Source organism: Rhodocytophaga aerolata, assembly GCF_030503435.1.
Classification (GTDB): domain Bacteria; phylum Bacteroidota; class Bacteroidia; order Cytophagales; family 172606-1; genus Rhodocytophaga; species Rhodocytophaga aerolata.
On record NZ_JAUKPO010000007.1, the window covers coordinates 199,137 to 224,872 of the forward strand.

The 25,736-nt window shown below is 40.3% G+C and carries 24 protein-coding genes and 1 pseudogene; 6 read left to right on the forward strand and 19 right to left on the reverse strand.

Translation table 11 applies throughout. The features are described from left to right. Position 1: 1 nt before the first annotated feature. On the reverse strand, positions 2-952 hold the full coding sequence (gene moaCB / locus Q0590_RS14595) for a bifunctional molybdenum cofactor biosynthesis protein MoaC/MoaB (RefSeq protein ID WP_302038297.1): 951 nt from the start codon (positions 950-952) through the stop codon (positions 2-4). A gap of 228 nt (positions 953-1,180) precedes the next feature. Between moaCB and Q0590_RS14600 the strand changes: the two genes are divergently transcribed. After that, positions 1,181-2,155 carry a GTP 3',8-cyclase MoaA gene (locus tag Q0590_RS14600; RefSeq protein WP_302038298.1) on the forward strand — a complete coding sequence of 325 codons (975 nt, stop codon included), beginning with the start codon at positions 1,181-1,183 and terminating at the stop codon, positions 2,153-2,155. Positions 2,156-2,172: 17 nt separating this feature from the next. Here the strand turns inward: Q0590_RS14600 and Q0590_RS14605 are convergent, their stop codons facing one another. The 3 genes from Q0590_RS14605 to Q0590_RS14615 form a co-directional block, all read right to left on the reverse strand. After that, entirely contained in the window at positions 2,173-2,610 is a 438-nt protein-coding gene (locus Q0590_RS14605; protein ID WP_302038299.1) for a molybdenum cofactor biosynthesis protein MoaE, read from the reverse strand. Positions 2,611-2,633: 23 nt separating this feature from the next. Beyond that, positions 2,634-3,755 (reverse strand): HesA/MoeB/ThiF family protein, encoded by a 1,122-nt coding sequence (gene moeB / locus Q0590_RS14610; RefSeq protein WP_302038300.1) that lies wholly within the window; start codon positions 3,753-3,755, stop codon positions 2,634-2,636. 89 nt (positions 3,756-3,844) lie between these two features. Continuing rightward, a complete protein-coding gene (locus Q0590_RS14615) occupies positions 3,845-4,084 on the reverse strand; it encodes a MoaD/ThiS family protein (protein ID WP_302038301.1) in 240 nt (79 codons plus the stop codon). A 208-nt stretch (positions 4,085-4,292) separates the two neighbouring features. Here Q0590_RS14615 and Q0590_RS14620 point away from each other — a divergent pair, with 208 nt between their 5' ends. Next, positions 4,293-5,705 (forward strand): MBL fold metallo-hydrolase, encoded by a 1,413-nt coding sequence (locus Q0590_RS14620; protein WP_302038302.1) that lies wholly within the window; start codon positions 4,293-4,295, stop codon positions 5,703-5,705. Positions 5,706-5,789: 84 nt separating this feature from the next. After that, a complete protein-coding gene (locus Q0590_RS14625) occupies positions 5,790-8,714 on the forward strand; it encodes a M1 family metallopeptidase (protein WP_302038303.1) in 2,925 nt (974 codons plus the stop codon). Here the strand turns inward: Q0590_RS14625 and Q0590_RS14630 are convergent, their stop codons facing one another. The 4 genes from Q0590_RS14630 to Q0590_RS14645 form a co-directional block, all read right to left on the reverse strand. Next, positions 8,715-10,097, reverse strand: a complete 1,383-nt coding sequence (locus Q0590_RS14630) for a DEAD/DEAH box helicase (RefSeq protein ID WP_302038304.1) — start codon at positions 10,095-10,097, stop codon at positions 8,715-8,717. Positions 10,098-10,246: 149 nt separating this feature from the next. Continuing rightward, positions 10,247-11,806: a pseudouridine synthase gene (locus Q0590_RS14635; RefSeq protein WP_302038305.1), complete on the reverse strand. Its 1,560-nt coding sequence runs from the start codon at positions 11,804-11,806 to the stop codon at positions 10,247-10,249. Between the two features lie 162 nt (positions 11,807-11,968). Further along, positions 11,969-12,529 (reverse strand): SMC-Scp complex subunit ScpB, encoded by a 561-nt coding sequence (scpB, locus tag Q0590_RS14640; protein ID WP_302038306.1) that lies wholly within the window; start codon positions 12,527-12,529, stop codon positions 11,969-11,971. 224 nt (positions 12,530-12,753) lie between these two features. Beyond that, positions 12,754-13,149, reverse strand: a complete 396-nt coding sequence (locus tag Q0590_RS14645; RefSeq protein WP_302038307.1) for a TraR/DksA family transcriptional regulator — start codon at positions 13,147-13,149, stop codon at positions 12,754-12,756. Positions 13,150-13,530: 381 nt separating this feature from the next. Between Q0590_RS14645 and Q0590_RS14650 the strand changes: the two genes are divergently transcribed. The 3 genes from Q0590_RS14650 (at position 13,531) to Q0590_RS14660 (ending at position 15,239) form a co-directional block, all read left to right on the forward strand. After that, positions 13,531-13,980, forward strand: a complete 450-nt coding sequence (locus tag Q0590_RS14650; protein ID WP_302038308.1) for a phage holin family protein — start codon at positions 13,531-13,533, stop codon at positions 13,978-13,980. A 61-nt stretch (positions 13,981-14,041) separates the two neighbouring features. Beyond that, entirely contained in the window at positions 14,042-14,524 is a 483-nt protein-coding gene (locus Q0590_RS14655; protein ID WP_302038309.1) for a hypothetical protein, read from the forward strand. Next, complete coding sequence (locus tag Q0590_RS14660; RefSeq protein WP_302038310.1) at positions 14,481-15,239, forward strand: phosphoglycerol geranylgeranyltransferase; 759 nt, start codon at positions 14,481-14,483, stop codon at positions 15,237-15,239. Before Q0590_RS14655 ends, Q0590_RS14660 begins: the two co-directional genes overlap by 44 nt. Positions 15,240-15,294: 55 nt before the next feature. Here the strand turns inward: Q0590_RS14660 and Q0590_RS14665 are convergent, their stop codons facing one another. The 11 genes and pseudogenes from Q0590_RS14665 to Q0590_RS14715 form a co-directional block, all read right to left on the reverse strand. Continuing rightward, positions 15,295-16,218 carry a helix-turn-helix domain-containing protein gene (locus Q0590_RS14665; RefSeq protein WP_302038311.1) on the reverse strand — a complete coding sequence of 308 codons (924 nt, stop codon included), beginning with the start codon at positions 16,216-16,218 and terminating at the stop codon, positions 15,295-15,297. Positions 16,219-16,376: 158 nt separating this feature from the next. Beyond that, complete coding sequence (locus Q0590_RS14670) at positions 16,377-17,546, reverse strand: acyl-CoA dehydrogenase (RefSeq protein WP_302038312.1); 1,170 nt, start codon at positions 17,544-17,546, stop codon at positions 16,377-16,379. Positions 17,547-17,801: 255 nt separating this feature from the next. After that, the gene (locus Q0590_RS14675; protein ID WP_302038313.1) at positions 17,802-18,482 is read right to left on the reverse strand and encodes a zinc metallopeptidase; all 681 of its coding nucleotides are present in this window, start codon (positions 18,480-18,482) and stop codon (positions 17,802-17,804) included. Between the two features lie 18 nt (positions 18,483-18,500). Beyond that, complete coding sequence (gene rfaE2, locus Q0590_RS14680) at positions 18,501-18,986, reverse strand: D-glycero-beta-D-manno-heptose 1-phosphate adenylyltransferase (RefSeq protein WP_302038314.1); 486 nt, start codon at positions 18,984-18,986, stop codon at positions 18,501-18,503. Then, positions 18,983-20,005, reverse strand: a complete 1,023-nt coding sequence (locus tag Q0590_RS14685) for a lysylphosphatidylglycerol synthase transmembrane domain-containing protein (RefSeq protein WP_302038315.1) — start codon at positions 20,003-20,005, stop codon at positions 18,983-18,985. The genes rfaE2 and Q0590_RS14685 overlap by 4 nt, the downstream gene beginning before the upstream one ends. Before the next feature lie 5 nt (positions 20,006-20,010). After that, entirely contained in the window at positions 20,011-20,361 is a 351-nt protein-coding gene (panD, locus tag Q0590_RS14690; protein ID WP_302038316.1) for an aspartate 1-decarboxylase, read from the reverse strand. A gap of 218 nt (positions 20,362-20,579) precedes the next feature. After that, positions 20,580-21,653, reverse strand: a complete 1,074-nt coding sequence (locus Q0590_RS14695) for a protein-glutamate methylesterase/protein-glutamine glutaminase (RefSeq protein WP_302038317.1) — start codon at positions 21,651-21,653, stop codon at positions 20,580-20,582. 40 nt (positions 21,654-21,693) lie between these two features. Continuing rightward, positions 21,694-22,149 carry a chemotaxis protein CheD gene (locus Q0590_RS14700; RefSeq protein WP_302038318.1) on the reverse strand — a complete coding sequence of 152 codons (456 nt, stop codon included), beginning with the start codon at positions 22,147-22,149 and terminating at the stop codon, positions 21,694-21,696. Then, positions 22,140-23,051 carry a sensor histidine kinase gene (locus Q0590_RS14705; RefSeq protein WP_302038319.1) on the reverse strand — a complete coding sequence of 304 codons (912 nt, stop codon included), beginning with the start codon at positions 23,049-23,051 and terminating at the stop codon, positions 22,140-22,142. Before Q0590_RS14705 ends, Q0590_RS14700 begins: the two co-directional genes overlap by 10 nt. A 46-nt stretch (positions 23,052-23,097) precedes the next feature. Continuing rightward, a complete protein-coding gene (locus Q0590_RS14710) occupies positions 23,098-23,937 on the reverse strand; it encodes a CheR family methyltransferase (RefSeq protein WP_302038320.1) in 840 nt (279 codons plus the stop codon). 419 nt (positions 23,938-24,356) lie between these two features. After that, a pseudogene (locus Q0590_RS14715) lies at positions 24,357-25,721 on the reverse strand (methyl-accepting chemotaxis protein); the annotation flags it as partial. Between the last annotated feature and the right edge of the window lie 15 nt (positions 25,722-25,736).

Below are 25,736 nucleotides of genomic sequence, written 5' to 3' on the forward strand. Positions count from 1 at the left end.
CTTATTCATGTCCTCCGCCTTTCAGCATCTTGCGGGCATGAAACACGGCTGGCAGAATAGCATCTAACGATTCCCGGACTCCGCTTGGGCTTCCGGGTAAGGTAACAATCAAGGTTTCTTTTACAGAACCGGCTACTGCCCGCGACATCATAGCCAGGGGGGTTCGCATTTGGCCATGAGTACGCATAGCTTCGGTAATGCCATTGGCTTCTTTCTCTATAATGGCCCGCACCGCTTCTACCGTAGTATCTCTGGGGCCTAAACCGGTACCGCCAGTAGTGAAGATAAATGGAATATCCTGCGATACCCAACTGCGGATATGCTGTTGGATGGCTTCTACCTCATCGGGCACAATCTGATGGTCGGCTATTTCTATGTTATGTGAAGTCAGCATTTCCCGGATAACCTGACCTGATCTATCTTCCCGGTTCCCGGCAGCAGCTGCATCTGAGCAAACCAAAATAGCTGCTTTTTGGCGAGTTTGACTGAACTTAGTTCTGTCGGACTTGCCACCTGTTTTCTTTAATAGTTTTATGGAAGTAATCTCAATCTCTGGGTCAGCTAGTGGTTTCAGCAGGTCATAAATAGTTAAGGCGCTTACAGATACAGCCGTTAGGGTTTCCATTTCTATTCCTGTGCGGCCGATAGATTTTCCTTCGCCGTATACAATTACACCCCAGGCTTCTTTTACATTCACATCTTGATTGGGTTTGCCAGGTTCCAGATAGTCGTAGGTAATCTGCAATCCATCAATAGATACCGGATGGCAATGAGGAATTAAGAGCTGTGTATTTTTAGCTGCCAGAAAACCGGCTGCTCTGGCTACATCCAGAAGGTTTCCTTTAGGCAAGGCATCTCTTTTTACTAAGTCTAAGGTTTGCTGGCTGCAGATAACAACCGCTACTGCTCTGGCTGTACGTAAAGAAATTTGTTTGGCCGAGATGTCACGCATGGCTTTAATAGGTATGTTTATACTACAAAAAACTTTAAAATCTGTAGCAATACCAAATATTTTATAATTTTCGGTAATTTATTATTAACTAGAAATTATACGTAGCCTGGTTGTGTTAGCTTACTGTAAAAGATGGACGGAGTTTTTGGCCTTTGATCTTTTGCTGCTATTGAATAATATGCATAAAATAATGTAAATTAGAGTCTAGATTAGAATACAGGTGCCCCCATGGAAGAGATCATAGACAGATTTGGCCGGACTTTTAAAACGTTGCGGGTAAGCTTAACGCAGGTTTGTAACCTGGGTTGTGTCTATTGTGTGGATGAGTCCGATAAACTGGCAGATGTACCTGCATTGGCGTCTATTCCTCCTAACAGACCTGCCCTTACCACTGCCCAGTTTGCCGATACCATCCGTGTGCTTCATGAGGTGCTTGATCTGGAGACTATCCGCCTTACCGGTGGAGAGCCTACCTTATACCGCGAACTGGTACCTTTGGTTGAGGCCATCCGGCAAATGGGTATCCCGGCTATTAAAATGACTACGAATGGGTCGTTGCTGGCACAAAAAATAACTGACCTCTGGAAAGCTGGATTAACCTCTCTGAATATTTCCTTAGACGCAGTAGATCCGGTAGTTTACAATAAGATCAGCCGCAGAAAAAATTTACATAAAATACTGGATGGCATTGATAAGGCCATAGCTTTAGGAATTTCTGTGAAGATAAACTGTGTGGTAATGAAAGGGGTAAATGATACACAGATTCTGCCACTGCTGCAGTTTGCCAAGGAGCGGAACATTCGTATCCGTTTTCTGGAAGTGATGCAGATGGGGCATTTATATGAAAACTTCGAACAGCATTTCTTCTCTGAAAGGCAAATTATAGAAACTATTTCCCAGGCATATTCTTTTATAGAACTCCCCCGCGAAGAATCGGCTACGGCCAAATATTTTCTAATGAAAGATGGCTACCGGTTTGGGGTGATTTCTAACGAATCTGATCCCTTCTGCAACGACTGCAACCGCCTTCGCCTGGATAGTTATGGCAATGTATATGGCTGTCTGAGTAACAATACAGCTATCAACATCTCTGACCAGTTGCACAACCCGCAGGAAGTTACCCGGCGTTTACAGGAGGCTTTAACCCAAAAGAAATTAAAATTTTCTGGCAGCAAACTCTCTATGCTTGCCATTGGAGGCTAGAGGTACAGGCGGGTTTCCTATACCCATACATGGCTTTCGTCTTCATAAATCTCCTTTTTCCAGACTGGCACTTTGGCTTTGAGTAATTCTACAATGTCGCGTAAGGCATCAAACGATTCTTTGCGGTGTTTGCAGGACACGAAAACAAATAAGGAAATTTCTCCGGCTTTTACTGTACCTACGCTATGGTATATATGCATACAGGTAATAGGATACCGGCTAAATAGGTCTTCCCGGATTTCGGATAGTATACTTTCAGCCATTTCCGGATAGGCACTATACTCAATAGCTTTTACAGCTTTGCCCTCTTTGGCATCAGCCCGTACCTGGCCCAGAAATATAGCATGTGCCCCTATATCTGTTTTGGAGCTATGTTTGGCAATGGAATCGGCAATAAACGATGGCTGAACAGGCCCTTCTAGTAACACTTTATGTTTCTTTTTCTTTGTTTCCATATAAATCACTGTCTGAATCTTAGTTAAATTACTTCTTTATTCTTCTCTTTTTCCCATTCGTTCAACCCGCCTACCAAGTTGTATACTTCCGGCAATCCATAATCTATGAGTAAAGTAGCGGCCATAGCACTAGTGCGGCCAGACTGGCAGTAGACCACTACTTTGTTTTCTTCCATTAACTCATCTACATAGGCGGCCAGATGGCTGTAAGGTATAGCTGTGGAATGGGAATAAGCAATTCCTTCGTCATGCAAGCCTTCCCGTACATCAATCAGGTAAAGATCTGCCTTGTTGGCAAGTAACTTTCTGAGTTCCCTGGAGGTAATCTGCTGTACACCAGAAGATTGCACAGGAGTTTTTGCTGCTTCTGTAATTAATTCTGGCTTCTCTTTCAATACAGCTTCAATAATTGTCTCATTTCTGTTGATTCGTATTACCCGTTGCGTATTATATAGAGTATCGACCACTAATAATTTACCTGAAAGTGGCTGACCAATGCCTGTGATTACTTTTATGGCTTCCATTGCCTGATACGTACCGATAATTCCCGGCAATACACCAATAACCCCTACTTCACTGCAATTAGGGGCTTCTCCGGCCTCTGGAAATAAACAACGATAAGAGGCACCCTTTGTGCCGGTTTTATCCCGCCAGTTAAACAAGGCTACCTGGCCTTCAAACCGGTGAATAGAGCCATAGATAAATGGTTTATCAGCCCGGATACAACTGTCGTTAATGGCATATCTGGTGTACAAATTATCTGTACAATCCATTACCAGATCGTAGTCCTTTAGTATATCAGGAGCATTTTTTAATGAAAAGCGCAGTGTATACGTAGTAATCTGTACTTCCGGATTCATCGCCAGTAATTTTTCTTTAGCTACGTCTGCCTTATGTTTGCCTATGGTATCTGTGCTATATAAAACCTGCCGTTGTAGGTTAGAGAGAGAGACTACATCATCATCTACAATGCCTATGTTGCCTACACCGGCGCTTACCAGATATAACAATACCGGGCAACCTAAGCCACCAGCGCCGATTACCAGCACTCTGGCTGCTTTCAACTTTAGCTGTCCCTGTTCGCCTATTTCAGAAAGAAGTATGTGTTTCTGATACCGGTCCTTTTCTCTGTTAGATAAATGCATGGTCTTAGAAGAGTTTAAACCTGTTGAATTTTGATAACCTGACAAGTTTAATTCAACATAAATTCTATACTAAGGGGATTTTAGCGCTGCTAACCTCCAGAGAATGGAGGCAGCAAGGCTACTTCATCGCCTGCCTGCAGCGGATGCCCTGCACTGGAGATAGCCTGGTTTACAGCATACTGAAAGGTTTTATCCTGTAAGCCTGGGTGTTTTTTTACAAGCCATGTATGTAAATCATTCAGATCATGAATGTTTTCTGCATCTACCTGTAGCTGTGTTTCGCCGGTTACCTCGGTAAGTACGCCAAACAGCAAAATATTAATTTTCATGTTAGGTGATATTTGCTTAAATTCCTTCTACTTCAACGTTCGATATTTTACTTCAAGTTCATTATTTTTTATCAGGAATTCAATTATTTGGAAATAAAGCCATTTTAATAGTGTATTTTTCTTGGCAGTATATTCTTATGTGATGTATGTTACTGAAGCACTGCTTAAATGTGCCTAATTTTGTCATATCACCTAACTATTCAGACCCATGATTGTAGAACAAATTTATACAGGTTGCCTGGCACAAGGCGCCTATTATATAGAAAGCAAAGGAGAAGCCGCTGTAATAGACCCTTTACGGGAAATTACTCCGTATATAGAGAAAGCTAAAAAGAATGGCGCAAAGATAAAATATGTACTGGAGACTCATTTTCATGCCGATTTTGTATCCGGCCATATAGACCTGGCCAAAGCTACTGGTGCTGCCATTGTATACGGGCCTAATGCCCAGCCTGCCTTTGAGGCACATATAGCTACAGATGGTGAAGTGTTGCTACTAGGCGATATTACTATACATGTCCTGCATACACCGGGGCATACGATGGAGTCCACCACCTATTTACTTCGGAATGAAGAGGGAAAGGATTATGCCATATTCACTGGCGATACCTTATTTATTGGAGATGTTGGCCGGCCAGACTTAGCTGCCAAAAGCACGTTTACCCAGGAAGATTTAGCGGCTACTTTGTATGATTCGTTGCAAAGCAAGGTTATGCCCCTGGCCGATGAAGTTTTGGTATATCCGGCGCATGGCGTAGGGTCAGCTTGTGGCAAAAATATGAGCAAAGATACCTACGATACCTTAGGCCGCCAGAAGCAAACCAATTATGCCTTACGTGCAGGCCTTACAAAAGAGCAGTTTGTGAAGGAAGTAACCGATGGATTATTACCGCCGCCAGCCTACTTCCCGATAAATGTGCAGATGAACAAGGAAGGCTATGATGCCATAGAGGAAGTACTGAACCGCGGACTACATGCCCTAAGCCCGGATGCTTTTGAAACTGCGGCTAATGAAATGGATGCCTTGATACTAGATACCCGGAAACCTGACGTATTTACTAAAGCATTTATTCCAAATTCCATAAACATTGGCATTGACGGCAGTTTTGCTCCCTGGGTGGGTACCCTAATACCAGATGTAAAACAACTTATCTTGCTGGTAACAGACAAGGGCAGGGAAGAAGAAGTAGTAACCAGGCTTGCCAGGGTAGGATACGACTATGCCATAGGCTATCTGGATGGTGGACTGGAGGCCTGGCAAAAAGCTGGAAAAGAAACAGATCGTATAGAATCTATTTCAGCTACCGAACTAGCCAAACGCTTACAACAATCGCCACTGGAAGTAGTGGATGTACGCAAACCTACGGAATATGAAACAGGCCATATGGAAAATGCCAGTAATGTACCTCTGGACTATATAAACGACCACATGGCAGAACTCAATAAATACAGTGAACTCTACCTGTATTGTGCCGGAGGGTATCGGTCTATGATTACCGCCTCTATATTAAGAGCCAGAGGTTTTGAGAAACTGGTAAATATAGAAGGCGGATTTAAAGCAATAGCTGCTGCTGACATACCCTGTAGTGCCGCAAACTATACCTGTAAGTCCGGAAAATAAGATTTAAAGATGCTCAAATCCGGATTTGAGTAGATTATCGCAAGAAATTCCCTTTGTATTGCTCATAATTCAATAATTGCTATTATGCGTACTACAAAGGGAATTTTATTTTTATACAGTATCATCGTTCTTGTCTGTGCAAGTTCAGTTGCCTTTTCCCAGACAACTTTTATTACCCTTTCAGGGATTGTGGTTGATAAAGAAACTTCCAAGCCAATACCTTTTGCCAATGTAGGTATAGCCGGTAAAAGTATAGGCACAGTTTCCAATACAGACGGTACATTTATCTTTAAATTTCCCGCCCTTTATCAAAAGGACAGCCTGAAGATATCGTATACAGGTTATCAATCTTATATGAGGCTAGTATCGGGTATAGGTTCCGAGTTGTTGACTATACGCCTACAGCCAGCTGTGGTCGAGTTACAGGAAGTGCAGGTGAAAGCCAAAGGGAAAACTGCTCTGGATATTCTAAAGGAAGCAATGGCTGCGGTTCCAACTAATTATGATACGTCTGCTACGCAAATGCTGGCTTTTTACCGGGAAGATACCAAGTTAGGAGATGAGGAAGTTGTATTTGTGGAATCTGTGCTGGAGGTAAACCGTCCGGCGCATACCGTTAAAAACGCCGATGACCAGATTACAAGGGTAAAAGAACGGAGAAAAAACATAGACCATTCTAAAGACATTCATTTTTATATCTGGATGCAGTTAGGTGGGGGCCCCAAGTATGCCTTAATGAATACAGATTTAGTGAGAGGGTATCAGAATACACACAAGCAGAAAGCAAGTATTTTCAATTCTAAAAACTATAAGCATTACGACTATAAGCTCAATACTATAATTAACGATGGGCAGAGGAGTATGTACTTAATAGAGGTGCTTCCAAAAAATAATAGTAAGAAAGCACTCGCAAAAGTGAGGTACTATATTGATGTGGAGACACTGGCTATTACCAAATGGGAATGGGAGTTGACACCTACCGGTCTTGACAGAGAAAATAACCGCAAACTGGCTTTGAAGAAGATTGGTAATGCCATTGTAAAAGCAAATTTGAAGTTATCGTATGCGAAAGAAGTAGCAACGTTTGAACAGTATAATGGTAAATGGTATACCAAAGATGTACACCGCCATTTTGAGGCTTTGGTTAACAGCAAGAAACGCAACATGGAAGACCGTCTATGGAAAACACTTGTGGACCTCACCATAACCGATATTAACAAAGGCAAGGAACAAGGCAGAGAAGCCATATTTGCTGCCCAAAACTCTGCTGGTAAACTGATGGGTAAGGAGAAAGGAGATAGTTTCTGGGAAAATTTTAATGTCATCAACCCAACCAAAAGCAGTACAACAGGTGAATTCAGGGAATATACAGATACTACCTATCTGGCTGCCAAAACGAATGCAAAAGTAAAACCAGTATTCTCCAATCGTGAAAATGGCTTTACCAGGGCCGATACCTTGCGGGGAAAACTTACGCCCTTGCGTACATGCTATGACGTAACTTTTTACGACCTGCATGTAAAGGTGGATATTGACAATAAATCTATCAGCGGCAGCAATACTATCCGGTTTAAGGTAGTAGAACCATTTAATAAAATGCAGGTAGACTTATATGCCAATATGCAGATCCATAAAATTCTGTATGGTCAAAACGAACTGCCTTATACCAGAGAATATAATGCGGTGTTTATTGAGTTTCCGGAAACTATGCAGCTTGGTAATGAGCAGGAAATTAGTATTCATTATTCAGGAAAGCCAAAAGAGCCAAATTATGATATACCTATGGATGGCGGCTTTTTATGGGACAAAGATAAGGAAGGCAATCCCTGGGTGCAGGTAGTATGCCAGGGCTCCGGTGCCAGCCTGTGGTGGCCTAACAAAGATCACTTATCTGATGAACCCGACAGTGTACGGATTGCAGTTACCGTACCAAAAGGACTTACGAATATATCCAACGGCCGGCTGCGCAGCACAACAGAACTCCCCGGCAACCTCACCAAATATGAATGGTATGTGAGCTACGCAATTAATAATTACAATGTTACCTTAAACATAGGCAAATATGTCCACCTGCAAGATACCTATGTTACTACTGATATCTTAACCCTGGATTACTATGTACTACCTTACAACCTGCAAAAAGGAAAAGTAATTTTCAATCAGGTAAAACCCATGTTAGCCTGCCTGGAAAGCAACTACGGCAACTACCCTTTTCCCAGAGATGGTTTTAAACTCATGGAATCTCTTTACCCGATGGAGCATCAGAGTGCTGTTTCGTTCGGAAAAATACCGGAAGCCGAAATACGCGATTCCACAGAGGCACCTATGGGCCTGGTCTGGCATGAAGTATCGCATGAGTGGTGGGGCAACAATGTCAGTTGTAAAGATGTGGCCGATATGTGGATCCATGAAGCTTTTGCTGTGTATGCAGAGAGATTGCCCTTGAAGAAATCTTTTGGTAAAGAAGGAGAAACAGCTTATATATCAGGACTGCCGGAACAGGTAGTAGGTAAAGAACCTATTATTGGCGTGTATAATGTAAACCATATTCATTACGATATTGAAGATATGTATAGCAAAGCGGCCTTAATGCTGCATACATTCAGCAACGTATTGAATAATGACAAACTCTGGGCGGATATTCAGAAAGGCATACAAAAGGAATTTAAGTACAAAACAGTTACTACTGAAGATATAGTTACGTATATCAATACCAAAACCCAGGCAGATTATACCTACTTCTTTGACCAGTACCTGAAACACACGGCCATTCCTACACTGTCTCTAAAATACACAGTGAAAGGCGAACTGCTTCAGGTGTCTTATAAATGGAAAGCCGATGTGCCAGACTTCCGTATGCCTGTTAAAGTAACAACAGCCAAAGGTAAGTTTGAATTTATTTATCCTGCCAGCACCTGGCAAACCATTACCTTACCAGCTATGGCACCTGAAGATTTTGAAGTAGATGAAGATAATTTTTATATTAATGTGGAAGAGGAGGAAGAATGATTATTTTACCACGGTTACTCTAATTTTTCTGCCTTTAATTTTACCAGTATTCAATTTATCCAGTATGTCTTTGCCCTGAGTATAAGGTACGGCTACATAGCTATAATGGTCATGCACCTCAATTTTGCCTATTTCACTGGCCGATAAGCCGGCTTCTGCCATAATAGCTCCCACAATATCCCTAGGGCTGATTTTCTCTTTCTTCCCGGCTTTAATGTGCAGTGTCAAAAACTCCGGAGTATGGACTTCCGATAGATTACGGGCTTGTGCAGGCGCAGAAGTATCTAGCTTTTTCCATTGTAAATGAACATCCTGGCTCCATTTCTGCATATAACCTTCTTCCTCTGGCGATAGTAGCACATATACATTGCCTTCTGCTCCTGCTCTGCCAGTACGGCCACTCCGGTGTAAAAAGCTAGCTTGTTCGCGTAAAATTTCCAGATGTATTACCGTACCCAACGCTGCAATATGAATGCCCCGGGCTGCCAGGTCAGTAGCTACTAACAACCCTGCAGAGCCATTTTTGAATTTAAGCAGGGCCTTATCCCGGTTTAGTTGCTCCATAGCCCCATGCAAGGCTTCGGCTGTTAGTCCTTTTTTATTCAACTGCTGGGCTACTTCTTCTACACGCTCGCGGGTATTGCAAAAAATAACTGCTCTAGGCTGGCCAAGCATAGCCAATAATTGTAGCAAAGCAGTTACCTTTTGTAAATGAGGCACTTTGTATGCAATGAAAGAAATTTGTTCAGGGTTGGCTTGCTCGCCAGCTTGAATAAACACAGGAGTAACCAATGTCTGGCTTATCAGCATTTTTACCTTGTCTGGAAGGGTAGCAGAAAACAATAGACTTTGCCGTTTTTTTGGAAGAAATGCCAGTAATTGGTTAAGTTCTTCTTCAAAGTTCATTTCTAATAGCTTATCGGCTTCGTCAATTACCAGCTTCTCCACTGTTTGCAAAGTAACCGTATTCCTGCGCAGATGGTCCAGTAATCTACCGGGCGTAGCAATTAGTATTTGAGGGGGATGCCTGAAAGATTTCTCTTCTTCTGAGAAAGAATGTCCGCCATATACAGCAGAAATCTTCAGGCTTTGAATGTGTTTGCCTAACCTTTTAAGCTCTTCTCTTACCTGTGTCGCCAGCTCTCTGGTAGGTACAATAACTAATGCCTGAACCTGTTGAACATTGCCATCTATGTGCTGTAAAATAGGCAAGCCATAGGTGGCTGTTTTTCCGCTACCAGTTTCAGCTTGTGCTGCTACATCTTTTCCTGCAAGTATGAATGGAATGGCTTCCTGTTGAATAGCCGTTGGCTGGGTATAGGCTAGCAGCCTAAGATTTTGCAATAAATTTTCCGATAAGGGTAGTTTGCTGAATCCGGACATAACTGGAATTTATATGTTTATCTGAAGTTACTGGTAAGCTACTTGATTAGTGGATAGTGCAGTAACACAGTGTGTTTAATCTACTTATTATCAATAAAAAACCTTAGCTTGTTTACGGGCTAAGGTTTTGGAATACATTTAAAGTAAGGTTATACAAAATACTTTAGTTTTATTACTTCCTTTTCACTCAGGAAACGCCAGTTTCCTCTGGGTAAATCCTTTTTGGTTAGCCCGGCATAACTTACTCTGTCCAGTTTTACTACTTCATAACCCAAATGTTCGAATATTCTGCGGACAATGCGGTTTCTTCCAATATGTATTTCTATACCCAATGTAGTTTTATCAGGCGTAATAACAGCTACTTCGTCTACAGTAGCCAAACCGTCTTCCAGTTGTACACCATCTATTACCCGTTGAAAATCTTCTTTGGTAATAGGCTTATCTAATTCTACCTGGTATATCTTTTTAATATCATTGCTGGGATGAGCCAGTTTTTCTGCCAGTTCACCATCGTTGGTAAAGAGTAACAAACCAGATGTATTGCGGTCTAATCGGCCTACCGGGTAAATTCTTTGCTCGCAGGCATTGCCTACTAAATCCATTACGGTTTTCCTTTCTTCCGGATCGTCGGTGGTAGTAATATAGCCTTTTGGTTTGTTGAGCAGTACATACACTAGCTTTTCCCTGTTCAGAACCCGGTTGCCATACTTTACAATATCATTGGTTCCAACCTGGTAACCCATTTCTGTTACTACTTTGCCGTTTACTTTTATTTCGCCAGATTCTATCAGCTTATCTGCTTCTCTGCGGGAGCAAATACCGGCATTGGCAATGTAACGGTTAAGCCGGGTAGTATCGTCTTTCACTTCTTTGCCTTGCTTAGCTCTCGGGTTTTTATTGTCGTACTTCTTTAAATTATAGTCAGGCGCTTGTTGCTTAGCTGAGGCAGGAGTATACTTGCGTTTTTCTGTATAATAGCCCTCTCTTTCCGAACGTTTTTGAGGACGTTCTTCCATAGCAGCTTTTTTATCGAATTTGCCTTTGAAATCGGCTGATTCTTTTTTTACTCTCGAAGTGTCTGCAGATCTGGATCTGCGGCCAGACAAATCTTCACTTGTGCGCTTTTTCCCAAACGGACTACGTTTTTCACCGGAAAAATTAGGCTTCTGCTCCGAAGCATTGCTTGAATCTTCGGAGTATCTACGTTTCTCACCTGAGAAGCTGCGTTTGCCACCAAAAGGGCTACGCTTGTCACTGGAAGATTTGCGTCTGTCATCAGAAAAAGTACGCTTTTCACCAAAAGGTTTATTGGTTCTGCCTGCAAAGGGCTTACGTTCTGTATCCTCGTCCTCTTTGCGTTTATACGTACGTTTTGCAGCAGCCCCTTTTCCAATGGGCGAGCGTCTTTCAAAAGGCTTTTCGTCAGCGGCAGATTTGCCATTAAAGCTACTTTTTCTTCTGGGTGGCTGCGTAGCATCTGTGCTTCCTCTCCGTTTAAAAGCAGGCCTTTCTCCTAAATTATCTGCAGTTGTAGAACGCGTGGTGCGGGGCTTTCTCGTAAAATCTGTCTGCTGGTTTTCTTCGTCTGACCGCCTGAATGATTGTTTGCGTGGTTTAGAAGAGTCGAAAGTGGGTTTAGTTCTGCGGATTGGTTTTTCAGAGCCCTCTGCTCTGTTGCCTCCGGGCTTTGAGTTGTTATATTTCTTCATTTGATATGCAGTATCACTACTGGAATTATAATTATGTAAAATGTAATGTAATTAGCAGCCGTAACTAAACACGTTCCATGGATGGGTAGTTCATCAAGAAAGTATATATTCTTTAAAAATTACGAAGTCAGGCAAAAATACTGGTTGTCAATAGTTCTTTGTTTATTCACTTCCTTCACCTATTTCATTTTCTAAAGTAGCAAAATCTTTAGGCTGGGGTAAATCCCGGAGTGTATTTATTCCGAAATATTCCATAAACCTCTGGTTTGTCCCATATAAAATGGGCCTTCCAACTGATTCGGATTTTCCTTTAATCATGATTAGTTCTTTTTCCAAGAGCCTTTGCAGGGCATAATCGCAACTCACGCCACGTATCTGCTCTATTTCTGTTTTAGTTACTGGTTGCTTGTACGCGATAACCGCTAGGGTTTCTAGCGCTGCTGTAGAAAGACGTTTTTTCGACTTTTGTTTAAGCAATACACTTACACTGGCCTGATATGCAGGTTTGGTAAGAAACTGATATCCATCAGCAATCTGATATATTTGAAAAGCATATTCTTCGGCTGTATATTTTTCTACCAGTTGCATCAGCGACGCTATAATATCTGCCAGAGGTACTTCCGTTTGAAGCATCTCGTTCAAGCAGGTTTGTATTTCGTCGGCTCTCATGGGAGATGGCGAGCAGAATATAAGGGCTTCTATATGATTTTGTAGAAAGTTCAAGAATGATTAATGATATGATGTCAAGATTATACTGGTGACACCTAAAGTAATAAGCCAGCTCACCTGGAATCACCGGTTTCGGATTCAGCCATTGATCCGGATATGTAAAGATACAAAAAACGCCCACATTCACATGCAGGCGTTTTGGTATCAACTTACGTATTATAGATTATTTTATAATATAAAAATTTCTGGGCTTTTGAGGCTATGTGTAGCTAGAAGCGTTAATTAGCTTTTTTAAGCTTGGCTTCTATAGAATGTTGTGTATGGGGCACAGCACGCAACCTTTCTTTTGGTATGAGCTTACCTGTATCTACGCATATTCCATAAGTTCCGTTTTTAATACGGATCATAGCATTCTCCAGCTGTTGAGTAAACTTCTGCTGACGGGCTGCCAGCTGGCTCAAATTTTCCTTTTCTGTAGTATCTGCTCCATCTTCAAGAAGTTTTGAGGTACCGGAAGTATTATCTGTGCCGCTGTCGTTTCTTTTGCTTAGCGCTTGTTTAATGTAATTAAGTTCTTTTCTGGATTGTTCTAACTTTTGCGAAATAAGTTCTTCGAACTCTTTAAGCTCTTCTTCAGAGTACCGTAGATTTTCTTCTTGATTGGAAATTTTCATAGTTATAAAAATAAAGTTTGTTGACACTACAGATAATCTACTATCCTAAAATATAGCTTTTATCCAATACTCTATATCAAATATTATACAAAACTACAAAAAAAATATTAATATTTACAATCTTCTTATCCTGCCATTTTTATATTTTATAACGCCTTTTTCAGATAGATAGTTCTTTATTAAATAGTTGGTATATAAAAACCATAGAATATTTTTTATTTATAATAAATACATGTCATATGTAACCTTCTACAAAATCTCCCTTGCTTACTAAATTTTCTCTCAACAAAAACTTGTATTATTCCGTATGTTACTATCGGGAAAGGTAAACACAGGTTTATTTTTTATTTCAAAACTTATGTAGGTTTAATCATTACTACCGTGGAAAAATTAATAGAAAACATCACCAGATATTTGGAAGCCAGAATTGAGCTACTAAAAGTAGAGTTACAACAGAAAGTTGCCAGTGGCATTGTCAGTGGTATTCAAATAGGTTTAACTGCTTTTACATTGTTATTTGCCTTTATTTTTGCAAATTTAGCCTTAGCTAATTTTCTTAATGATGTTATTGGAAATTCGTATGCCGGTTATCTGATTTTAGCTGGTTTTTATGTAGTGCTGTTTTTTATTGCTAAAGCATCTCAGAAAGCCATCCGTTCTAAAGTGGAGGACATGACAGAAGGTATGTTTAGTGACAAAAATAATGGGGCGCATGCCAACGAAGAAGTAGAAGTTGTAGTGGATAGTGCTGCTACCCATACTATTACTACTGCTAATTACGAAGATTTAGATCAGCCAAGTGAATTGAATCAGCCAAGTCAATCCAGATAATGGCCGTATTGTTTTGCTATTCATTAATTAATCAATAACTCCACATCACATATATCCTATTATGAGCACAGAATCTACTTCTCTTGAGGCTAAAAAAGAAGCTTTAAGCAGGCAAACAGAAATTTACAAACAAGCTATTGGAGAACAGGTAAATTTATTGAAAGATAATGCCGGACAGGCCACCAAACGGATAATACTTATTGGTGCAGGACTAGCGGCCGGTTATTTTCTGGTAAAAACAATTGCTAATAGAAGCGGAAAAAAAAAGTTAAAGCAATTAAAGCCAGCTACTAGACAGAAATTAATAGGGCCCGGAAACTATGCTCAGCAAACTAGATTTGCCGGAAATAGCTATGTGCAACCAGGTTCTGCTAAGGAAACAAATCTAACTGGTTTGATAACACAACAAATTGCTATATTTTTGATAGGAATAGCAACTCAGAAACTGCAGGAGTATTTTGACAACTCCCGTAGAAAAAATTTAGAGCCTATCAGAAGAGATGACAAAGAATATATTGAACCAATTTATATCAAACAGAGCTAATGGAATAAAATCCTTTGCCGTTCTTATTGATCCTGATAAAACAGATACATCTACTTGTCTTCAACTTATTCGTAATTGTGTTGAAAACAAAGTAGATTTCTTTTTTGTGGGAGGTAGCCTGATTACCGGCAATACTATGGGGCAGGTTATTAAACTAATTAAAACACATACCTCTATTCCAGTTGTATTATTTCCTGGAAGCAATTTGCACATAGATATGTCGGCAGATGCCATTCTGTTTTTATCACTTATCTCTGGCCGTAATCCTGATTTTCTAATAGGTCAACATGTTATATCAGCGCCTATTCTTAAAAAAAGCAGTCTTGAGATTTTGCCAACTGGTTATATATTAATTGATAGCGGAAAACAAACGACAGTTTCTTACATGAGCAATACTACTCCTATTCCGTATGATAAACCCGAGATTGCTGCTTGTACAGCTATGGCTGGGGAAATGTTAGGGCTAAAACTGATGTACCTGGATGCAGGAAGTGGTGCTCAGCGTGCTATCTCATCAAAAATGATTTTAAATGTTAGAAAATCTGTAGATGTTCCTTTAATTGTGGGTGGAGGTATACGCTCTGCTAATGAAGCTCACGAAGCAATAGTAGCCGGCGCAGATACCATAGTAATTGGCAATGGAATAGAAATTAATCCGGGGTTATTGGCAGAGGTATCTGAAAAAATAGATGATTTTAATAAGGCCAAGATATAAATGAAAACAGGATAAACATTTACGTCTATCCTGTTTGTTAGGTAAACCTTAAGCGTTATATGTTCATTAATGACTCACGCCGGCGCATTTTTCCAGCTGGTATTCCAAACATCATTTTGAACCTTCTGCAGAAGTAGGCTGTGTCTTTGTATCCTACTTCAGCGCCTATTTCTCTGATGCTTTTCTTAGAGGTACGAAGCAGGTTAACAGCCATCTCCATCCGCTGGTACTCAATATAATCTTGTGGGTTGATTCCCGTAAGCATTTTAAAGTACTGCCCTACATAATCTTCAGAAACATTGGCCACATTAGCCAGGACTTTGTTAGACAGATCTCCACCCAAATATTCTTTTATATAAGCAAAAATATCTATCAGGCGCGGATCTTTAAAATATGTACTGTTAGTAGCCAGCTGTTCGACAAACAAACGGTTCTTTAATATATACCGGATTACTTCAACTACTATTTCTTCTGTCTTCAGCTTTATGACCCGTTCTTTACCCGGGTACATAGAAAGTTCCTCTACGATTAATTCATTGATGGTTTTGGCAAGCTCCTGCGTTCCATTTATTACAAAAGGAGGAATATCTAAGGATGCAAAAAAGTTAACCGAATCAAATACTTTAGCCTCGAAAGTTATATATCCAAAAGAATCGGATAAGGTTCCTACCTTAGCTGTGTCTTTGTTTATAGCAAAGTATTTTTCTTTATTACTTACAAACTCTTCATTAGAGAGAGTAGTTGGGTTAGAACCTCCATATGTCAGAGAGACCATTTTCCCGCCGGGAATAAATAAGATGTCTCCTTCCTTTACTTTTTCCTTTTCAGGTCCAAAAGAGATTTCGCCTTGATGCAGTAACACAATGGTGTTTTCCACGTCATAGAAATTCTTAATATGTATGGGCTGTAACAATTTTATGTTTTTAGCCTTTATGAATCTTACTCCTAAAGATTCAATAATCTTATTATAATCTTCCATTGGCAAATCTGCTTATTTGTTGTATAAGGTTTATATGTTGATTCGTTTTATGACGAAACTAATAAAAAAATGGATAAAAGCAAATATTTAAAAAAAGCACATTATAAAAAAAATACACTTTATAAAATATATAGCACGTCAACCTGTTTTACGATGGATTATTTAAGTATCTCCCGTGAAATTACAATTTTTTGAATCTCAGAAGTGCCTTCATAAATCTGGGTAATTTTGGCATCCCTCATCAAACGTTCTACATGATATTCCTTAACATAGCCGTAGCCGCCGTGAATTTGAACAGCTTCTACGGTGACTTCCATGGCTACTTTAGAGGCAAATAATTTAGCCATAGCACTAGCTTTCGTAAAATCTGCATGCTGGTCTTTGAGGTAGGCTGCCTGCAGGCAAAGTAGGCGGGCAGCATCAATGTTTGTCGCCATTTCGGCTAACTTAAATTGAATAGCTTGGTGCTGAGAAATTTCTTTACCAAAAGCTTTACGTTCCTTAGAATATTTCAGTGACAACTCATAGGCGCCGGAAGCTATACCTAAAGCCTGGGCGGCAATACCAATCCGGCCACCATTCAAAGTTGACATGGCAAATTTAAACCCGAAGCCATCTTCTCCAATACGGTTTTCTTTAGGCACCTTCACATCTGTAAACATCAGCGAATGTGTATCTGACCCACGAATACCTAGTTTATTTTCTTTTTTACCTACCACAAACCCTGGAGTACCCTTTTCTACAATAAGTGCATTTATGCCTTTATGGCCTTTCTCCGGATATGTTTGGGCAATTACAATATAGACAGATGCGCTGTTACCATTGGTAATCCAGTTTTTTGTGCCATTAAGCAGGTAATAGTCACCCATGTCCTGTGCAGTGGTTTTCTGAGAGGTAGCGTCTGACCCTGCTTCAGGTTCCGATAAGCAGAAAGCACCTATAATTTCGCCAGTAGCCAGCCTGGTCAGATATTTTTGTTTTTGCTCTTCGGTGCCATACTTTTCTATGCCCCAGCATACCAATGAATTATTTACAGACATCGCTACCGAAGCGGAGGCATCTATCTTTGATATTTCTTCCATAGCTAATACGTAAGAAATAGAATCCATCCCTCCGCCATTGTACCTAGGATCAACCATCATTCCCATAAAGCCTAACTCACCCATCTTCTTTATTTGCTCCGCCGGAAATTTTTGTAGTTCATCCCTTTCTATTACCCCCGGTAATAATTCTGAATTAGCGAATTCACGGGCCGCTGCCTGAACTGCTAATTGCTCTTCTGTCAATTGAAAGCTAAAACCTGGGGTAAGTACTGTAGAAGAAGCCATTTTTTGCTATTTAAGTGGTATTAGATTGTAAAAATACAAAATTTAATTTATTTCACAAAATTGTTCTATTATCTATTAAGAATAGTAACTTACCAGCGGGGTATAATTTTAACTTAAAATAGTTATAATTATATCAACAAAGCAATATTATATAATAAAAAAATTATATAGATATACATATTTATAAAAAAATCCCTTGTAGAATCAAATATCTACAAGGGATTTGTGTGGGGTTGTAATATTAAAATAATATTATTAGTCTCTTCTACCCATTAACAAAGAAGCATAATAGAGCAACGTAGCCAGTGAACCTAAAGCAGCAACTACATATGTCATGGCTGCCCACCACAACGCATCTTTAGCCATCGTATGCTCTCTACTGGTAACAACACCTTTCTGATCTATCCATGCTAAAGCTCTGCGGCTAGCATCAAACTCCACAGGAAGCGTAATAAAACTAAACAAGGTAGTTAATGCAAAAAGAACAACTCCTATCGCCAATGGAATGGGTGTGGTATTTAACAATAGTATACCAGCCAAGATGATCCATTGCATATATTGTGAAGCCACACTAAGCACAGGAACCATGGACGAACGGAATTTCAGCATAGTATAGGCTGTGGCGTGTTGTACAGCGTGTCCGCATTCATGTGCTGAAACAGCCGCTGCAGCCGCACTCCGGCCATGATACACTTCCGGACTAAGGTTTACTGTTTTGTCAGCAGGATTATAATGGTCAGTTAATGTTCCTTCCACAGATACTACACGTACATCATAAATACCGTTATCCCGTAGCATTTTCTCTGCTATTTCTTTTCCACTCAAATTGGAAGCTAATCCAATCTGAGAGTATTCTTTAAATTTACTTTTTAGGCGCCAGCTAACAAATAAGCTGATCAGCATAAATACAATACCTATTAAATAAGCACCAGCCATATCTTTTTTAAGTTAAGTTTAATAAACAGTTTTAATTTTCTCAATTATATTGGAAGTTGAGAAACCTTCTACCAATGGAATAGTCTCTACTTTTCCTCCATTACCTATAACAAAATCTGCGCCGATGATGTTTTGAAGTGAATAATCATTCCCTTTTACCAAAATGTCAGGTTTTATTGTCTGAATCAGACGTAATGGCGTATCTTCATCAAAAAATATCACTACATCTACAAATTCTAAAGCCGCCATTACTCTGGCACGGGCGTTTTGTTCTACAATGGGTCTTTTTTCGCCTTTGATCCGCCTGATAGAATGGTCAGTGTTTAAACCTAGAACCAGCTTGCTTCCCAGATTACGGGCTTTTTCTAAATAATCTACATGGCCAATATGCAAAATATCAAAGCAGCCATTGGTGAATACGATGCTTTCGCCCTGAAGTTTCCATTTATTTATTTGCTCTACGGCTTCGGGCAGCGGTAGAATCTTAGAAGCACTATTGGTCATACGGCAGGAACTTCTTGAGTGGACGGTTTAGAAATAAATAAACTTATAACAAAGCACACTCCCCCTACAATTAATGTTAATAGAGTTTGGGAAGCCCAGATAAAGGTAGCCAGAATCAATCCATCTTGCTGGTTCCATCCATAAAGTAATAAGGCTCCGCTAACTAATATATGGAAAGGCCCGGTACCGCCTTGTACAGGAGCCGCCATACCTAAGCCGCCCATCATTAATATAGTTAAACCTGCCAGCCAGGTTAGCCGTTGGGTATCAGGCAAGGCAAAGGTAAGGGAGTAGGAGGCTCCATAATAAAATATCCAGATTAGGATAGTTTGCAAAACAAAATCCCACTTGTGTTCTAGTTTACGCACACTTAATAAGCCTTCTATCATTCCTCTTACGAAAGTTCTGATTTTGCCTATAAAGGCTATCTGGCTCAGCTTTGCTCTATATTTATAAATGGCTATAATAAAGGCTAAACCTAAAATAATCAAACTAGTTAAGATTATATATACATTCTGCGATACTCCTGACAATCCACCGAATTTTGATGAGAAAAACTCGATAAAAAATCCGCTTAGCCGATTAAACTCAAGTACAAAATTGAGGCTAAGTAATAATACCAGCATAATAACGTCGAAAATTCTTTCGGCTACTACGGTACCAAAAGCTGAGTTTACTGGCACTCTTTCCATACGATGCAGCAAACCGCACCTGGTAACTTCGCCCATACGGGGTAAAATCAGATTGGCAAAGTAACCTACCATTACAGCCACAAAGGTATGAAACAGCCTAGGCCGGTAGCCTAAAGGTTGTAATAACAGGTTCCAGCGGTGCGACCGGGAGAGGTGAGCTAATAAAAGCATTATTCCAGATAAAACAACCCAATAATAATTAGCTCTTTTAAACTCTTTCACCATATCAGCCAAGCTGATTTCCTTAAATACATAAAACTTCAGGAGTAGAAAAGCAACTACTAAAGGCAAGGCGTATTTGAAAAAAGAAAGGGCTTTTGCTTTCATGCAAATTATCGGATTAAGCGGTTGCTGGCGTCAGGAAATACAATAGTAGGTTTAAATTTTTTGGCTTCCTCGAAATCCATAGATGCATAAGAGATAACAATAATCATGTCGCCAACTTGTACCCGGCGGGCGGCAGGGCCATTTAGGCAAACTGTACCTGTGCCACGTTCACCTTTGATAATGTAGGTTTCGAACCGCTCTCCATTGTTAATATTTACAATTTGCACTTTTTCGTTTTCAATCATATTTGCTGCATCCAGCAAATCTTCGTCAATAGTGATGCTTCCCACATAGTGTAACTCTGCCTGAGTCACTTTTACTCTGTGTATTTTAGATTTTAATAATTGAATATGCATTGTTAAATTTATTAATGCTATAATCTTAGCAATAAGGTTAGTTTTTTAAGTTTTTTGTAACCGTACACATAACAACATCTGGCAACAATTAGTTACTTTTCGAATAAACCGGCGTAAAATTAGTAATATATTTTGAGTATAAATTATGTATTATGCTGACCTTCGTCTGTTCATACAAGTATTGGAGGATATTATTTAAAACAATTAACAGTGGTTTTCTAACATATTCTTAATAGATGGCTGGCTATCTGTTCCAGCGAAAGAATTTTATCAGCGGCATGTAACTTGATGGCTTCCTTGGGCATACCAAAAACCACACACGATTTTTCGTCTTGTGCGATAGTACTTGCGCCTGCTTCTTTCATTTCCAGGAGTCCTTGTGCTCCATCCGCTCCCATGCCAGTCATAATAATACCTACCGCATTTCGGCCGGCATACCGGGCAGTAGAGCGGAATAGTACATCTACTGCCGGCCGGTGGCGGTTTACTAAAGGGCCATCTTTTACCTCCACATAATAGCGGGCACCACTTCGCTTCAACAACATATGTTTATTGCCTGGAGCAATTAAGGCCCGGCCCCGTAAGACCGTATCCCCATTTTCTGCTTCTTTCACTGTAATGCGGCATAGTTCATTTAAGCGGTTAGCAAATGACTTGGTAAATAATTCTGGCATATGCTGCACAATTACAATACCCGGTGCATCCAGAGGTAGAGCTTCCAAAAATACTCTCAGGGCTTCTGTTCCTCCCGTTGAAGCTCCAACAGCCACCACTTTTTCTGTAGTTTGGATCATACTGGTTGAAACAGTATGACTGATTACTGCATCCGCTGACAACTTTGGAGGTACATTTATGGGGGCAGACTGTATTGTTTTCCGTCTGATTCTGGCAGCTGATGCGGCTTTAATTATATCAAGCAATTCCTGGCGTGAGTCTTCTAAGAATTGCTTGGTGCTGCTTATCTGAGGTTTGGTTACTATTTCTACAGCGCCATATTCCAGTGCCTTGACTGCCGTTTCTGTACCTTTAGCTGTTAAGCTGGAAACAATAACGACCGGAATAGGATGTTGCGACATAATTTTTCTAAGAAAGGTAATCCCATCCATCCTGGGCATTTCTACATCTAAGGTAATTACATCTGGTATTTCGTGAGCTATTTTTCCGGCAGCTATGTACGGATCGGCGGCTGTTCCTATTACTTCTATTTCCGGATCACTTTCCAATATACTGGCTAACGTCTGCCGGACAACAGCAGAATCGTCTACAATTAATACTTTTATTCTATTTTTCATTCCAGTTACAAAATGACTACAGATGATTAAATGACTAATACTACAAGAGTTTTAATAATACTTCGCCGGTATGTGTAGCAAACTTAATTTTACGGCCCTTTTCACCTCCTACATGGTGGCTAACTACTGGTATACCGGCCTCTTTAAGCATATCAAAAGCTAGTTGTATATTTCTTTCTCCTATATTAAATACACTCTTTCCTTTTTCCAGTTGTTTAGCTCCACCAAATACTTTGGCAACTAATTTTTTTTGGTTGCAGCCTAGGAACAGCATTTTTTCTAAAAGTTTTTCCAACGCAATATTCCCGAATTTAGGTGTAGGCAGGCCATCTCCATTCCACAAAGGCAGCATAAAGTGGTTAATTCCACCAAATTTTACGTGTGTGTCCCATAAGCAAATCGATACACAGGAACCTAGTACAGTAGAGACTTCATGTGGTTGCTGGCTGGCAAAGATAGCAGACGGGTATAGGTAATGAGTTGCAATTATTTCCACGTATTCGTCCTTAAAAACCACTCGCCTTCTGTAAAAAACAATTCGTTTCCGCCGCTGGCAAAATGATCTGCCTCTGTTACTGATTCAGGAATACATACAGTAAAAATGCTTCCTTTGCCAGTAGAGCTTGTTAACTCCATTTGCCCACTCAATACTTCCAATATACCTTTGATAATAGATAACCCCAGACCATGGCCTTTATGTAACTTAACACTCCCTTTATCTAGTTGCGTGAATGGTGCAAATATCAATTCCTGCTCAGCTGCCTTCATGCCTATACCGGAATCCTTCACCAGTAAGTGAAGTGTATTTTTTTCAATAGAAGCAGTTATAGTTATTTCATTTTGCGGATAACTAAACTCTATAGCATTGGCAAGCAAGTTGGAAACAATTAGCTGAAGCTTGGCTGGGTCTGTCTTAAACAATCTTTTTACCGCTGAATCGGCATTATCCAAATATTTTACTTCTAGCTGCTTTGCTTGTAACTGGTGCGCATACATATCTACTACATTCTTGACTAAAGTGTAAACGTCTACTTGCACTACTTCCAGTACCAGTTCGCCAGATTCCAGTTCGGCGGCTGCAAAAATATTTCGTAGCTGAAAATCCAGGTTAAAAGCTTCTGCATGTATCAATGCGGCCATTGCTCTGGTTTTTTCCCATTGATCATTATCGGGCGATTGAATATTCTTGGAGAGACCCAGAATAGAAGTTAACGGATCGTTTAGCTCATTGCGGATGTTGGCTAGAAACAGGCTTTTTATTTTTTCGGATTCTTTTAATTTATCATTCAGCGCTTGCAATTGCTTAGTCAAAGCAGATAATTCTTCTACTGACCTTTTATTCTCAGAAAACCTGTGTTGCAGTTCTTCCAGTAGTTCTTTATCGGTAAGTTTACTCATACACTAGTTGCGGTTATGTGCAGAAAGCACTATTGCTCTCATGCGGCTATCGGATCTTTTTAAAAACAGTGGGTTTCAATTGTTCCAGCGGTACTTGCATACCAGTGATGGATTCTGAATGGCCTAAGAAAAAATAGCCTCCAGGCTTTACTTTATCGCAGAGTTTATTAATTACTTTTTCCTGCGTGATCTTGTCAAAATAAATAATGACGTTACGGCAGAATACAATATCAAAGTCACTGGCTATATCCAGGCTGTCATCCATAAAATTTAACCGCCCGAAGCTTACCCGGTTTCTCAGATATGGAACTATTCTTACTGTTTTTTTAGAAGGGTCTTTGCTTTTTAAGAAGTATTTACGCTTTAGTTGGAGGGGGATGCCTGCTACCCGTTCCTCACTGTATACAGCTGTTATAGCTTTATTTAAAACATGTGTAGATAAATCAGTAGCCGAAATGGAATAATTGATTGGTTGCTGGCTTTCGCAAAACTCATTAATCACCATAGCCAAAGTATAAGGCTCTTCTCCACTGGAACAACCGGCACTCCATATTTTTAGAGGTCTGATAAGGGTGTTCGACGTAAATTCCGGCAGAATCTGATTAGTCAAAAAATCAAAGTGAGCAGGTTCTCTGAAAAAATCTGTTTTATTTGTTGTTACCAGATCAATCATGTGAATTAACTCTTGCTGCCTGCCCTGCGTACTGAATACAAAATCACAATAATCTTTGTAGGAGTCCATTTGCAAAGCATTGAGCCTTTTTTGCAAACGGCTTTCCAGCATTGTTTTTTTTACAGGGGTCAGTTTTATTCCATATTCATCATAAATAAAATTACTCAGTTTAGTAAAGTCATACGAAGACATTTTAACATGAGAGAGAACCATAATTGATAGATAAAATAACTAATGTTACTAGAAAGGGAACCGCTGTATGGCTCCCTTTCTATTTCATGGTTAATGAATACTTATTAAAAATTCATCTTCGGTGTCAATTAGTATTTTTCGTACTCTTGATCCAAAGAATCGGAATTCATATTCAATTGCACGCCGTTTCCATGAGATGTATTCTTTGCTTGGTGTAACACATTACCCACAGATTTACTCTTGGCACTTACTTTCACTCCTGAAAATGTACGGCCTGGTTTTATTACGACAGATGAGGTATTCTTTCTGCTTATCTGGTGCGTATCAAGTTTAAAGAAAGCAATGGTCTCTTTGAGTTGCTCGGCCTGGGAAGAGAGCTCTTCGGCACTGGTGGCCATTTCTTCGGAAGCAGCTGCATTCTGCTGAATTACCTGGTTTAACTGCCCAATGGCACTGTTGACCTGCTCTGCCCCAGAATTCTGCTCCATGGAAGAAGCCGAAATCTCCTGCACCAAACGGGCCGTCTTCTGAATGTTAGGGACAATGCTTGCCAGTAGTTTGCCCGACCGCTCAGCGATAGCCACTGAGGACTTAGACAAAGCATCAATTTCGGTAGCTGCTGCCTGGCTTCTTTCGGCTAACTTTCGCACTTCAGCTGCCACCACAGCAAAGCCTTTGCCATGCTCTCCGGCCCGGGCTGCTTCCACAGCTGCATTCAAGGCCAGGAGATTGGTCTGTCGGGCTATCTCGCCAATGATGGTGATCTTATCGGCAATTGTTTTCATCGAGTCTACCGTTTGGTTGACTGCTAAGCTGCCTTCTTTGATATCTTCGGCAGCCTGCAGGGCAATCTTTTCGGTCTGATGGGCATTGTCTGTGTTTTGTCCGATGTTGGCGGCCATCTCTTCCATGGAAGAGGAGACTTCTTCGGCAGAGGCAGCTTGTTCGGTAGCTCCTTGCGATACCTGTCCGGAGGAGGAAGACATCTGCATACTAGCTGAAGCGATATTATCGGAGGCCGTAGTGACATATCCGATAACTTCTTTTAATTTACCTGCCATGGTATGCAGGTGACTAAGTAATTCGCCAATTTCATCTTTTCTGGATGTGTCAATAGAAATACTCAAATCTCCTTCTGCTATGGCTCTGATAGATTCTTTGGCTTCCTTAATAGATTGAGTGATCGAGTTGATGATCCAATATGAAACTCCAATGGCTATAAATATGCTGATAGAAAGTAATGCAATCATGTTGTTTTTTGCATCAGCATAAATCTCGTCTGATTCTGCTTTAGCTTCAGCTAATGCCTTTTCATTTTTAGTCACTATTCGTGCCATTATATCTGCTGCAGCTTTAGCAGAAATTCTTGCCGTAGTACGGGAAATTTCATAGGCTTGTGTTTTAGCAGAATCAGAGTTGATAACTACTGCTAGCCTTCTGATTTTAACTAAATCGTTTTGATACTGACTCCAGGTGCTAGAGAAGTCATCTAGGATAGCTAAGCCTTTTTCGTCAGAAATGCTGCGTAATTTTTCTAAGCGCTCATCGAATAAGGTGTTGCGCTCATCAATCTCTTTGCTAAGGTCCTGTAATAGTTCAACATCACTGGTGAGTATAATATCTTTTTCGCGCTTAGTAATGTACTGAATGCCCTCATTGATGCGGTTGGCTAGGTTCATCCGCTGAGCATTTACATCTACTATATAATTTAAACGATCGTTCAGAATAGACGCATTGCTGTTACCTAAATAAAAAATGGCACCTGCCAATAAGATAAGTATAGAAAAAGCCAGAATTAGCTTTCCTTTAATGGTTAATTG